Here is an 11894-nt window from a genome sequence, read left to right on the forward strand (position 1 = left end):
GGGGCGGGGTGGGGTGGGTGGGGGTGGGTTAGTGCAGGACTGTGGGGGGTTCGGTTAGGTGGGGGGTTAGGGGGGACTTGGGGATCAGCCAACTCTGGGTGGGGGACTGGTCGGGGTTCACCTGCCAGTCGCGGGCGACCCGGTCCACCCCCACGGGGTAGATGGTCAGCGTGCCGTCCGGGTCGATGCGCAAGCGCAGGAACGACTTGGAGTCCTCGATGCCCTGGCCGGCGAAGAGTTCATTGACGTTCACTCCGAAAGAGCCGGCCACCAGCAGGTACGCCGCGACCAGCTGGCTGGCGACCAGCCCGATCACCGGGCCGTAGAGCACCGCGGCGGCGACCGCCGGCAGCGGCCACGGCCAGTCGTAGAACGGCAGCGCCAACCAGACCCAGGTGCCGGCAGCCCCCAGGGCGACCTGCGCCACGCCGTGGCCGACGCCGAGGATCCAGTGCCGCGCGTGGCGTTTGCCGCTCGCGCTCGGCGGCTTGGCGAACAGCGCTGCCGCGATCACCGTCACGAGCACCATCACCACCAGCGGGACGCTGAACAGCCGCTGGTTGGTGCTGTCGGCCCAGTTCGCCGTCGCGCCGGCCATGGCCAGCATCAGCAGGGTGTGCAGGGTGCCGAGCAACGTGGTGAAGCCGGGATTGCGCAACGGCAACCGGGGGAAGATGCCCCAGCCGTAGCGGCGCGACCGCGCGGCGTCCGGGTAACGGGCCGCCAGGTCGTACGGCTGGGCGGAGCTGGCCTTGCGGGTCAGCGTGTCCCGCGGTGGCACCTCGATGCGCTCCGGCAGCTTGTGCGTGGGGTAGAGGTACGCGCCGCCACCACCGCAGGTGATTAGCTCCCGGTCCGGCCCGGAGTAGCGGGCGTAGTGGTGCAGGTCGCCCGAGAGCAACAGCCGCACCCGCGCCCCGGTCGGGTCGATGATCGTGCGGATGAAGTAGTCGATCGAGTCGTACGCCGTGGGGTTGTCGGCGGCCTTGACCCAGGTCGGCGCCGGCGCCGCGATGATCACCTTGGACTCCGGCCCGAGCCGCTGGGCCACCTCGTCGAAGTAGGCCAGCTGCGGGTCGTCAAGGTACGAGCCGGACTGGTCGTCCACGCCGAGCAACCACCAGCCGGACGGCAACTCCACAGCGAAGTACGACCGGGACTGCCCGGTGCCCCAGCCCGCGAAGTTGCGGTCCCGGGAGCGGACGAACAACCGCAGGAACGCGGTGAGGCCGTCGTACCAGTCGTGGTTGCCCGGCACCGCGAAGAGCGTCGGCTTCTCGGCCGGCGCCACCGGCAGGGCAGCCTGGTAAGGGCCCTTGCAGCGGTCCTCGTACGCGGCGTAGGCCGCCGACGGGTACACCTGGTCGCCGCCCATCACCAGGGTCTGCGCCCGGGGCAGGCGGTGCCCGTCGACGGTCAGCTCGGGTTGCGCCAGCAGGTACGCCACCGAGTAGGTGGCGTTGAAGCCGTCACCGAGGTCGGCCACGTAGTCGAGCCACAGCCCGCCGTCCGGCCCGACCTGGCGGAAGACGCCGTCGCCGAACGCGTTCTGCAACTCGCGCTTGTCGAGGTACGCCCCGAAGAGCACCGCCAGCAGCGTCCGGATGCCGGTGCTGATCAACAGGAACGGCGCCAGCCACGGCACCGGCTTGCGCGGCGTGAAGCCCAACTCCAGCGGGTCGGTGCTGCGCGGCCGTTGGGCGGCGCGTTCACCGGCCGGCGCGCGGTCAGGACGTTCGGTCGTCTCGTCCTGACGTTCGGGGTGGTCGCGTTCGTCGCTCACCCGCCGCAGCGTAGTCCCGGACCCGATCATCCGCTGTCCGGTAAGCGTCCAGATGGCGGCCGATGTCCGGTTGGTGCTGGCCGGCGCGGCGAGGGTATCCCGTTCGGTCGGTGCCGCCGGGGTGCCGTACACTTGCTGATCGTTGCCGCCTTAGCTCAGTCGGCTAGAGCGACGCACTCGTAATGCGTAGGTCGACGGTTCGATTCCGTCAGGCGGCTCGGTACAGAAGCCCAGGTCAACGACCTGGGCTTCGCCGTTTTCCGAGGTCGATCACGCCGCCGTCCGTGGTGCCGGTCCTTAGATAGTCCTTGTCCCGTGCCGCGAACGCTTCGTCCAGGCGGTTGGCGACCGCGTCCAGGTCGTCACCGAAGAGGCCCGCGTACACGTCCAGCGTCATCGACGCCGAGGCGTGCCCGAGCATCCGCTGCACCGCCTTGACGTTGGCGCCCGCCGCCACGGCCAAACTCGCCGCCGTGTGGCGCAGGTCGTGCGGAGTCAGGCCCGCCAGCCCGACCGATGCCGCAGCCGGCGCGAAGACCCGGGATCGGAAGTTGGTGTTGCGCAGCTGACCGCCGTTCGGGGCGGTGAACACCAGGCCGTCCCGGCGCTTCCCGGGGACGTGCGCGGCCAGCTCGTCGACGAGGAACCGCGGAATCGGCACCGACCGACGCTGATGATTCTTCGGCGTGCCCTCCACCAGCTCCCCGCCGACCTCCGCGAAGGCCACTGCCACGGTCACCCGCCGCCGCAGCAGATCCAGCCGCGACACCCGCAGCGCCGACGCCTCGCCCCACCGCAGCCCGGTGTAGGCAAGGAACCGCACCAGCAGGCCATACCGACGGCCCCGGCCTGCTGGCGACCTCCGGCCGGCATCGGCCGGGCCGGCCGGCCAGATTGACGGACTGCCAGGACCCGAAGAACTCGGGGCTCTGCCCCGAACCCCGACCCTCCTCAGAGATGCCGCCGCAGATCACCTCATCGGGCACCACAAGGGCTACCAGCCTCCCCGGGCGGGGCCAAGGTCGTTCGTCCGGTAGGGCGCTCCACCTTGGCCCCGCCCGGGGAGGCTGGACGGTCTACGACTGCCCGACGAGGAGATCCGCTTCAATGGCCTGGACGCACCGTCTATCACTTGGTCCAAGTTGGCGAGCCGTTGCAGAGCGCATCGACGCGGTAATGCCAGGCGCTTTTTTCAACTGCGACGGTGTAGCTGACCTCGTGGGTGCGCTGGTCTGCGGTCTTGACGGACAAGCGCATTGGCAGGGGATTCGGGCTGGCGAAGCGGCACTCAGCCGCTAACTGGACGTCAAGCCCACCCGTGCCACCCGGGTCCAATGACAGTGACTGGCCGAGGTCACGCACCAGCACGCCGGTCTCCTGCGCTCCGACGAGACGAACCGTGACTGGGGCGGGGCCAGTGTTGATTACCGTGAGCTGGGCGTCGAGACGCGCGGTCCCGTTGCGGTTCTCGCCGCTACTGCTGGTAGGACCGGCGACGGCCACCACCGCTACCGTGCCGGACTCTGCCCGATGTTCGCGACGGTCCTGGATGTTGGCACCGCCTACGCCGCCGATCGCTATACCGAGGGCGACGCTACCGAGGAGGTACATCGCTAACCGTCGCCCAAACCGGTCCCGGCCAGGCCAGTTTTCGTCCGATTCCCCGGGGCCACCGTCTCGCTGATCTAGGTCGACGATTCCACGCTCAGCCATCCTGCCAGCTTAGAGACAGGACCTCTGTCGCCCTACCCCTCGTCGGTCCGCATCTGGTCCGCAAGAGGTCGACGGACAGCGGGGGAGTGGTGAGAGATGTCGAGAGGTGTTTCCGCTGGTAGGGGCCTGGTTGCCCAGGTCGCCGGGTCACCCATCTTGATCTCATAATCCCTTGGTCGCGTGCCGTCCACGTCCCAATAGCGGACGCGCCGGGCGGTCACCACGGGGCACTAAGGGTCACCTCGCTCTGCATCAACGTGACCCACCAAGGGCTCGTCGGCCGTGATGTTCCTTCAACCGGTCTAGGGGTCTACTGGTAGACGGCGCATGGCCGACCGTCGGGGTCGGGTTTTGTGAGGCGAATGACGGTCCACAACGGCACTCGTTGTTCGCGCGGCATGCCGAGCACGGTGAAACGAACCACCTGAGTCTCGAACCAAACCGAGCTGCATTCGCTGCCCCGTGGCGGCACCTCGTCGGCAAACCGCAGTGTCACCCACAGGAACACCTGCTCGTCTGGGCGTAGGTCGACCGGCTGGAACGGAACGGCATCGTGTACTACGCCTTTGCGGACGATGTCTCGCTCCATGCTGACCCGCTCAATGGTGAAGTCCACTCCGTCGCTCTTCATGATTTCTTCCAACCGGACGGTTAACGGTCCTTTGTTGGCTATGCTGAAACCGTATTCGATAGCCCCGCCGGGCGGAGCCAGGTAGCGGACTTCTCTGACGTTGCCGGAAAAGGAATCCGAGAAGGACCCCTGGCTCGACCCATGGTTTCCCGCGGCAAGCTCATATCGCAGAGTCACCGTGAGGTACGTGGTGGAAAGCAAGAGCAGGACACAAGCGGCGGTGACAAGAATCTTGACCCGACGTCCAGCGCGGCGGGCGGCGGACAACAGCATGGCAGGAGCGTAGACGCAGGCAGTCACGCCCACGGTCCCTCCGGCTGGCCACCTCGAACGAACTGGAGCCCAGGTGCCGGCTTTGTGGACAGCGTGAGTCCTAGGTGCACCAAAGACGGTGAACGCCATGCACCGCCCACGACAGCACTGGTTGACAGCAACGTGGTCGGATTGCGCAGGATGAGCGTGGACATGGGCAGGCGTATCACCAAAGGCGGACACCGAATGCGGACCGTTCCGGACGACCCCGCCGAGGCTACGGATCAGGAGGTGGTTGTACAGCCATCCGTACAGCCAAGCCAGCCGACAGACACGGTCCCGGGTCGACGGTGGGCGACACGGCGAGCAGGTCAGCGGCGATGGCCGACGCCGGCCGACAGCAGTCCTGATCTTTGCGAGGCACTGGTCGCCCGGAGGTCTTGAGGGCATGATGTGCCGGTGATCACGGAGCAGGAGGCAAGAAGGACGGCCGAAGCTGTGCTGCAGGAGATGTCCTCGCTGCGCGGTATGCCGCCGCTCGCGATCATGAACGTGGAGGAGCGCCAGGCCTGCTGGGTCGTGTACTACCAGTCGGTGCGATACATCGAGACAGGCTCCTTCCTCGACTCCTTGGTCGGCAACGCGCCGATTCTTGTGGATCGGCAAACGGGGCAGCGCCACCAGACAGGTACGGCTCAGCAGATCGACTACTACGTCGCCGAGTACGTCAGCGGCCGACACACGTGCGAACTCTGCACGACTGTGCAGCCGTAGGCCCGTGCGAGCTTCGGGAGCCAAGCGTGGGAGCCACCGGGGCGGACCGGATAGAACGGCGTCGAACCGGTGGCCTTGCCAGGAGTGCGACGACCAAGGCGAGGCGAACCGTCCAGAACGGCCCAGACTTGGTCTTGGGAATCTACGGATCAGATGGCGGCAGCGCACTGCATCAGTCCTCATTTAGTCCTCAAGAGGCCGGATCGCGACCACCGACACTGAGAAATGCCGAGAGGGATTTCCGCAGGCCCGGCGGGGTTAGGGCAGGTAGACCGAGGTGGGCAACTTGATCTCGTAATGCGTAGGTCGACGGTTCGATTCCGTCAGGCGGCTCGGTACAGAAGCCCAGGTCATCGGCCTGGGCTTCGCCGTTTCCCGAGGTCGACGACACCGCCACCGCCCGTGCCAGTCCGCAAATAGTCCGCATCCCGCGCCGCGACCGCCTCGTCCAGCCGGTTGGCGACCGCGTCCAGGTCGTCACCGAACAGGCCCGCGTACACGTCCAACGTCATCGACGCCGAAGCGTGTCCGAGCATCCGCTGAACCGCCTTGACGTTCGCACCCGCCGCCACGGCCAGACTCGCCGCCGTGTGCCGTGTGCCGTGTGCCGTGTGCCGTGTGCCGTGTGCCGTGTGCCGTGTGCCGTAGGTCGTGCGGAGTCAGACCGGCATGGGCCATCCGTGGGCCAGTAACCGTGGCGCGCAGCGGGCACGAGCGGGCACGAGACGCATCCGGGCCGGCCGCCGCCCGCAGGCGTTTCGGGCATCACGTCCGTTTGAGAACGCTCTTCCAAACTGACGGTGCGGCTGGCCCCGAGGAAGTCTTGCTGCTGGGTCAGGCGCGGGCTGCTGATTCGGCGGGCGTGGTGGCAGGGTCGTCATCCGGTCCACCGTCGGGTGACGGGGTCTGCGCTCTGTTGGCAGCGCGGGCGGGAGCTACCGCCTGTAGCTGGCGGACGTCCCGGCTGGCCAGCATGCCGAGGACGGCGAGCACCACCAACGTGGCGAGGATCAGCAGCGTGTCGCGGGTGCCGATGGCCGCGGCGACCGGTCCGACCGCCACCTGTCCGAGTGGGATGGCCACCCAGGACCCCAACATGTCGTAGGAGTAGACGCGGGCCAGTCGGTCGGCCGGGATGTGTTGCGCGATTGACGTGTCCCAGGCGACGGCGAACTGTTCGACGGCGATGCCGACCGCCAGTCCGGCCGCAAGGAGTACGACGATGGTGGGCGCCAGGGCCAGCCCCAACAGCAGGAACGACTCGGCGAACATGCAGGCCACCCCGAGCAGCAGTAGCCGGCGCACCCGGATCCGCAGGGCGATCAAGCCGCCGACGACCATTCCGGCGGTTTCCGCCGCCAACACCACGCCCCAGGCGCTACGGCCGATCGTCTCGTCCGCGACGGCCGGGCCGAGCACGTTCACGCCGCCAGCGAGGGCCGCGTTGAGGATCATGAAGCCGAGCACCACCACCCAGACCCAGGTCCGCGCGGTGAACTCGGTCCAGCCTTCGCGGAGGTCGGCGACGATGCTCGTGCGGGTGCTCTTCACCGGCGAGGCAGCGACCCGGACTCCGGTGAACGCGACAGCCGCGAGGGCGAAGGTGAGCGCGTCGACGGCGAGGCCCCAGCCGGGCCCGACGGCTGCCACCAGGAGGCCACCGAGCGCGGCCCCGCCGATCATGCCCGCGTTGATGCCGAGCCGGATGAGCGCGTTGGCCGGCTGGATCAGCTCCGGCGGCACGGTCTGCGGCGTCGCGGCGGCCGAGGCTGGCTGGGCCAGGGCGCTCACGATGCCGTTGGCTGCACCGAGCGCCAGCAGCAGCGGGATCGTCGCCGTGCCGGTGAGCACCAGGGCGGCCACCGCCGCCTGGGTCAGCGCAGCCAGCATATTGGAGCCGACCAGGACCAGCCGGCGCGGAATCCGGTCGGCCACCACCCCGCCGAAGAGTACGAACAGCACGGTCATCAGCGATCTCGCGCCGACCACCAGGCCCAGGTCGCGCACCGAGCCGGTCAGATCGAGGACGGCGAAGGCCAGCGCGATGGGCGCGACACCGTTGCCCAGCATGTTGACCAGCCGGCCAGCAGCGAGGTAGCGGAACGCGCCATACCGAAGCGGAGCCAGCATCAGTCCTCCATCGGGAACAGGACAACGAAGGTCCAAGTAAGCGGTGATCGACGCACGGGTGGTGGAAGGGACAGGCGTAATGATCGGCTTACCGTGCCGTCCGGTCGAGCGATTCTTTCGACAGCAGAAGTGACCGCGCAAATGCGCAGCCAGCACCACCGCCACTAGACACCTGGCAGCCTCCTGACCCTGAGCGGTCCGCATCTAGTCCGCAAGAGGTCTGCAGACGGCGGGGGAGCGGTGAGAGATGTCGAGAGGCATCCCCGCTGCTAGACCCTTGGTTGACCAGGTCGACGGGGCGGGCATCTTGATCTCGTAATGCGTAGGTCGACGGTTCGATTCCGTCAGGCGGCCCGGTACAGAAGCCCAGGTCATTGACCTGGGCTTCTGCCGTTTCTCAAGGTCCACCACAGCGCCGCCGGACGTGCCAGTCCGCGAACAGTCCACATCCCGCGCAGTGACCCGGGGATTCCCTCAAGCCCCTTGGCCCCCGTTGTCACATCTCACTGGTCTAGACCTGCTTGCAAGCACAGGAACCCAGCCTGGCTGTGCCAGCCGCTTCGGTGCAGGGCCACCGGGTAGCGGAACTCTCTGATTTGCCTATCGGCGGTCTCTACTGAGATGCGCATCGACAACGGCTCGTCCCGGACTTCGAGCGGGCACTGAATCCGCAGCTTGACGTCGAGCCAGCGGATGCTGCCGGGGCGCAGCGACTGGGACTGGCCGGTGTCCTGAATCAGGACGCCAGATGTCTGCGCTTGCACCGCACGTATCGTGACCGGCAGAGGACCAAAGTTGGACACTTCCACCGATCCGTCCAATTCCGCGACGCCCTCGGTGACGACGCCGTCGGTACGGGCCGCCCCCGGTGCGACGACGAGTGCGACCGACGCGATCCGTTCCCGCTGCTCACGAAGGTCTCGCAACTCGTTGACACTGATCCCGCCCAGCAGCGAGCCGACTAGGAAGGCGGCGACGAGGCGCAGTTGGGCCTTCTTAACCGCACGAGGACGGGTAGTGGTGGCACCCGATTCGGCCGGCACATGGTTGTGCTCGTCGAGATCGATCACGCCATGCTCGGGCACTGCGATAGCTTACGGCCTCGACTCTCTAACGCGTGGTCCGCGCCATCCACGTGCAAGTAGCCGATGCCTGGGACGATCACCAAAGGCCACGAACGGTCACGCGGTGGAGACCCAGCCCGGCCATCCACCCAGGGGTCGCCGGGCGCACGTACCACTACAAGGTCAACGACTGATGCCGTTGACCTATGGACCGCTGGTGGGCAACGTGATCCACGTTGCCGAGCGATCAGTTTCGACGTGACCGGACGCGGCGGGCGCCGTCTGTCAGTGCCCGCCGCGTGAGGGTCATATGTTCAGCAGGCCGCCGTTGCGCTGGGCGTCATCCTTGATCGCGATGAGATTCGCGGAGACGTACGGGATGTTGTGCGCCTGGTGCCATTCGCTCGGGAAGTACGTGACCAACCGCGACGCCTGAAATCGACATGTGATTTCAGGTACGAACCGGGAGTATTTGGCGTCCGTGAAGTACCAGAACGAGTTCTCGTTGTAGAACGCCACGTGCGTCGGATCCTGGTAGGCGCCTCGACCGTCGGTGCTGGGCGTAAGCGACAACAGCATCCCGTTCGGCGCGAGCAGTCGGTACAGCTCGTTGAACAGTGCGATCTTGTCCGGGATATGTTCCAGGAAGTCCACCGCCCGAATGGCCCCAACGCTGTTGTCCGGCAGGTCCACACCCTTCGTGATGTCGCAGACGATGTCCACACCCGACCCGTCGTGGTAATCCAGGCCGATATACCCTTCCGGCTTGTTGTGCGCAGCGCCCAGGTCGAGCGCCAGGAGCCCCTGCCGCCGCGACCAGGCCAGCACATTATGTTGAATGTTCCGGTCGTAGATCTCCACCGTGCGCTGCTGGATGCGTGCGTTGACGTCTGGAATGCGCTGCGTGTTCTTGGGGTGCATGCGTTGGAGGTAAAGGCATTTCTGAATGTGGTGGAACTCGCTCACCTGGTACATGCGAGCCATGAGATCGGCGTCGTCTGCAACGTCGAGCGACTCGTCGTACCCGCCGACCTTCTCGTAGATGTCCCGGCGGAACGCCCGTACGTGGTTCGGCGCGTACCAGATGTAGCTCACATTGTGTGGCGTCGGCGGCAGTGCCCGGCAGACCAGCACTTCTCGGCCGTCCACCTTGTCGTCGTAGTGCCGCCAGCCGAACGAACTCGCGAAACGGTCCTCAGAACGGCCGCCGTCCTCCTGGATCTGCGCGGTGTCGCTGTAGACGAACCCCACCTCAGGGTTGGAGTCGAAGGCGTCGACGATCTCTTGCAGACAGTCGCTGCTGAGTAGGTCGTCGTCGTCAAGCTCGACCAGGATGTCACCGGTGGCCTCGGCGCAGGCGTACCCCTTCACGGCTCCGACGCCGTTCAGGTTGTCCTGGACAATGAGCCGGATCCGATCGTCGTGCCTCTCGGGCCGCCAACGCGACCCCTGATTGAGGATGACCACCCATTCCCAGTCGGCGAAGGTCTGCGCGACGAGCGATTCGAAGCATTCGTCGATGAAGCGGGTGCGGTTGCTCCCCGTGAACACCGTTACGCGAGGTGTGCGCATTGAGCCAATCACCTACCCGCCGGCGTCGAGGACCGAGCGGTAGGGGTCGGGCGGTACTTCGCAGGAACGGCTGAGGTGAGCCCCTTGTCCAGGCGGATCGCCGTCTTGAACGCGTCCCGCGCTGCCGCGTCCTCACCGGACTGGGACAGCATCATGCCCAGTCGGAGGTAGGCCGTCGATGACTTGTTGTCGAGCGACACGATCTTGCGATAGATGTCTATCGCCGTCGTCGGTGCCTTACCTTCCAGGGCGATGGCCTTGTTGTAGAGAGCCGGCTTGTAGTTGGCGTCGGCCTCCAGCGCCTTGTCGTAGTTGCTGATCGCCTCGTCGGCCTGGTTGCGCGACTGGGCGATGTAGCCCAGGTTGAACCAGGCGAACTTGTTGTCGGCCTCGGCGTCCAGCAGTTTCTCGAAGGTGGCCTTCGCCGCGTCGAAGTTTCCGGTCTGGCCCTGCTCGAGACCGAGCTTCAGCAGATCAGCCGGCGTTTCGGTGCCGCCGTTCGTCTTGTCGGTGTTGCCGGCGTTGTTCGTCTGTGGCTTCTCGGCAGGCTTGTCGCTGCATGCCGAGACTCCCGTCAGCAGGACCGCACCGCAGGCGAGCGACCCGAGTATCTGACGCATGCTCATTTCTCCTCCTCGACGACAACGGGGCGGTTCGATCCGCTGTTCGGCCGGTTGGCCTCGTTACTGCTGGACGTCGCCCGGCCCGAGGTGTTGGACGGAGCCCCCAACATCAGCGGTGTGGCGAGCGAAATGCAGGAGACCCAGATATCGGCGCCCCCGCCGGTGAAGGTGAACTGGTAGCCGCTGGTTGTGAGTGGCTGGATGAGCACCGGGTTGACGCCTGCTCCCGAGAGCTGATAGCCGGTTCCGACAGCAATGTCTCCGGGCTCGCAGCCGAAATCGACAGGGGTGTCCGCAATCACGGTCAGCGGGCCCTGAATGTAAGCGGCCTGGATTCCGTTGCCCGCCACGCCCTGTGGACCTTGGGCGCCCGTGGCGCCCTGCGGTCCTGGCACGCCCTGAAATCCTTGTGCCCCCGTGTCTCCCTGCGCCCCCTGCGCACCTTGGGCGCCTTGGAAACCTTGGGCGCCGGTGGCGCCTTGTGCGCCTGCATCGCCCTGCGGGCCCTGAGCGCCGGTGGCGCCTTGGAAGCCTTGGGCGCCTTGGGCGCCAGCGTCGCCCTGTGGGCCTTGGGCTCCGGTGGCGCCTTGAGCGCCTGCGTCGCCCTGAGCGCCGGTGGCGCCTTGGAAGCCTTGGGCGCCTTGAGCGCCTGCGTCGCCTTGCGGGCCTTGGGCTCCGGTGGTGCCTTGAGCGCCTGCGTCGCCCTGAGCGCCTGCGTCGCCCTGAGCGCCGGTGGCGCCTTGGAAGCCTTGGGCGCCTTGGGCGCCAGCGTCGCCCTGTGGGCCTTGGGCTCCGGTGGCGCCTTGAGCGCCTGCGTCGCCTTGCGGGCCCTGAGCGCCAGTGGCGCCTTGGAAGCCTTGAGCGCCCGCGTCGCCCTGTGGGCCCTGGGCTCCGGTCGCGCCTTGGGCGCCTACGTCGCCCTGAGCGCCGGTGGCGCCTTGGAAGCCTTGAGCGCCTTGAGCGCCCGCGTCGCCTTGCGGGCCTTGAGCGCCGGTCGCGCCTTGGGGGCCCGCGTCGCCCTGAGCGCCGGTCGCGCCTTGGGGGCCCGCGTCGCCCTGAGCGCCGGTGGCGCCTTGGAAGCCTTGAGCACCTTGTGCGCCCGCATCGCCCTGCGGGCCCTGAACACCGGGGGCGCCTTGTGCGCCCGCGTCGCCCTGTGGACCCTGAGCGCCAGTGGCGCCTTGGAAGCCTTGAGCGCCCGCGTCGCCTTGCGGACCCTGAGCGCCGGTCGCGCCTTGGGCGCCCGCGTCGCCCTGCGCGCCTTGGGCGCCCGCGTCGCCCTGCGCGCCTTGGGCGCCCGCGTCGCCCTGCGCGCCTTGGGCGCCCGCGTCGCCCTGCGCGCCTTGGGCGCC

At 67.5% G+C, this 11894-nt stretch carries 11 protein-coding genes, 1 tRNA gene and 1 pseudogene; 3 read left to right on the plus strand and 10 right to left on the minus strand.

Annotated features, from left to right (window positions below):
• Positions 1-28: 28 nt before the first annotated feature.
• Complete coding sequence (locus FB453_RS27890) at positions 29-1783, minus strand: metallophosphoesterase family protein (RefSeq protein ID WP_145795027.1); 1755 nt, start codon at positions 1781-1783, stop codon at positions 29-31.
• A 144-nt stretch (positions 1784-1927) separates the two neighbouring features.
• Here FB453_RS27890 and FB453_RS27895 point away from each other — a divergent pair.
• Positions 1928-2001 (plus strand) — tRNA-Thr (locus FB453_RS27895).
• 17 nt (positions 2002-2018) lie between these two features.
• Here FB453_RS27895 and FB453_RS27900 read toward each other — a convergent pair.
• The 3 genes from FB453_RS27900 to FB453_RS27910 form a co-directional block, all read right to left on the minus strand.
• Positions 2019-2606: a site-specific integrase gene (locus FB453_RS27900; protein ID WP_222431423.1), complete on the minus strand. Its 588-nt coding sequence runs from the start codon at positions 2604-2606 to the stop codon at positions 2019-2021.
• Between the two features lie 305 nt (positions 2607-2911).
• Complete coding sequence (locus tag FB453_RS27905) at positions 2912-3496, minus strand: hypothetical protein (protein ID WP_145795031.1); 585 nt, start codon at positions 3494-3496, stop codon at positions 2912-2914.
• Between the two features lie 310 nt (positions 3497-3806).
• Positions 3807-4400, minus strand: a complete 594-nt coding sequence (locus FB453_RS27910; protein WP_145795033.1) for a hypothetical protein — start codon at positions 4398-4400, stop codon at positions 3807-3809.
• 438 nt (positions 4401-4838) lie between these two features.
• Between FB453_RS27910 and FB453_RS27915 the strand changes: the two genes are divergently transcribed.
• Positions 4839-5153 (plus strand): YrhB domain-containing protein, encoded by a 315-nt coding sequence (locus FB453_RS27915; RefSeq protein ID WP_145795036.1) that lies wholly within the window; start codon positions 4839-4841, stop codon positions 5151-5153.
• A gap of 350 nt (positions 5154-5503) precedes the next feature.
• On the opposite strand, the pseudogene FB453_RS35150 reads toward FB453_RS27915, so the two are convergent.
• The 6 genes and pseudogenes from FB453_RS35150 to FB453_RS34680 form a co-directional block, all read right to left on the minus strand.
• Positions 5504-5761, minus strand: a pseudogene (locus FB453_RS35150) (tyrosine-type recombinase/integrase); the annotation flags it as partial.
• A 226-nt stretch (positions 5762-5987) separates the two neighbouring features.
• Positions 5988-7283, minus strand: a complete 1296-nt coding sequence (locus FB453_RS27925) for an MFS transporter (protein ID WP_145795038.1) — start codon at positions 7281-7283, stop codon at positions 5988-5990.
• Positions 7284-7786: 503 nt separating this feature from the next.
• Positions 7787-8368: a hypothetical protein gene (locus FB453_RS27930; RefSeq protein ID WP_145795040.1), complete on the minus strand. Its 582-nt coding sequence runs from the start codon at positions 8366-8368 to the stop codon at positions 7787-7789.
• A 285-nt stretch (positions 8369-8653) separates the two neighbouring features.
• Complete coding sequence (locus tag FB453_RS27935) at positions 8654-9919, minus strand: glycosyltransferase (protein WP_145795042.1); 1266 nt, start codon at positions 9917-9919, stop codon at positions 8654-8656.
• An 8-nt stretch (positions 9920-9927) separates the two neighbouring features.
• On the minus strand, positions 9928-10539 hold the full coding sequence (locus FB453_RS27940) for a tetratricopeptide repeat protein (protein ID WP_186718603.1): 612 nt from the start codon (positions 10537-10539) through the stop codon (positions 9928-9930).
• A gap of 2 nt (positions 10540-10541) precedes the next feature.
• The gene (locus tag FB453_RS34680; protein WP_222431425.1) at positions 10542-10892 is read right to left on the minus strand and encodes a hypothetical protein; all 351 of its coding nucleotides are present in this window, start codon (positions 10890-10892) and stop codon (positions 10542-10544) included.
• Between the two features lie 102 nt (positions 10893-10994).
• Between FB453_RS34680 and FB453_RS34685 the strand changes: the two genes are divergently transcribed.
• Positions 10995-11894, plus strand: a 900-nt coding sequence (locus FB453_RS34685; RefSeq protein WP_222431426.1) for a hypothetical protein, incomplete at its 3' end; no start/stop codon positions are given.

The organism is Micromonospora sp. CNZ322 (assembly GCF_007827755.1).

Bases quoted from the DNA above. Each gene is read 5' to 3' on its own strand.
- FB453_RS27910 (WP_145795033.1), bottom strand. From the start codon at position 4,400: ATGCTGTTGTCCGCCGCCCGCCGCGCTGGACGTCGGGTCAAGATTCTT.
- FB453_RS27940 (WP_186718603.1), bottom strand. From the start codon at position 10,539: ATGCGTCAGATACTCGGGTCGCTCGCCTGCGGTGCGGTCCTGCTGACG.
- FB453_RS27905 (WP_145795031.1), bottom strand. From the start codon at position 3,496: ATGGCTGAGCGTGGAATCGTCGACCTAGATCAGCGAGACGGTGGCCCC.
- FB453_RS27935 (WP_145795042.1), bottom strand. From the start codon at position 9,919: ATGCGCACACCTCGCGTAACGGTGTTCACGGGGAGCAACCGCACCCGC.
- FB453_RS27925 (WP_145795038.1), bottom strand. From the start codon at position 7,283: ATGCTGGCTCCGCTTCGGTATGGCGCGTTCCGCTACCTCGCTGCTGGC.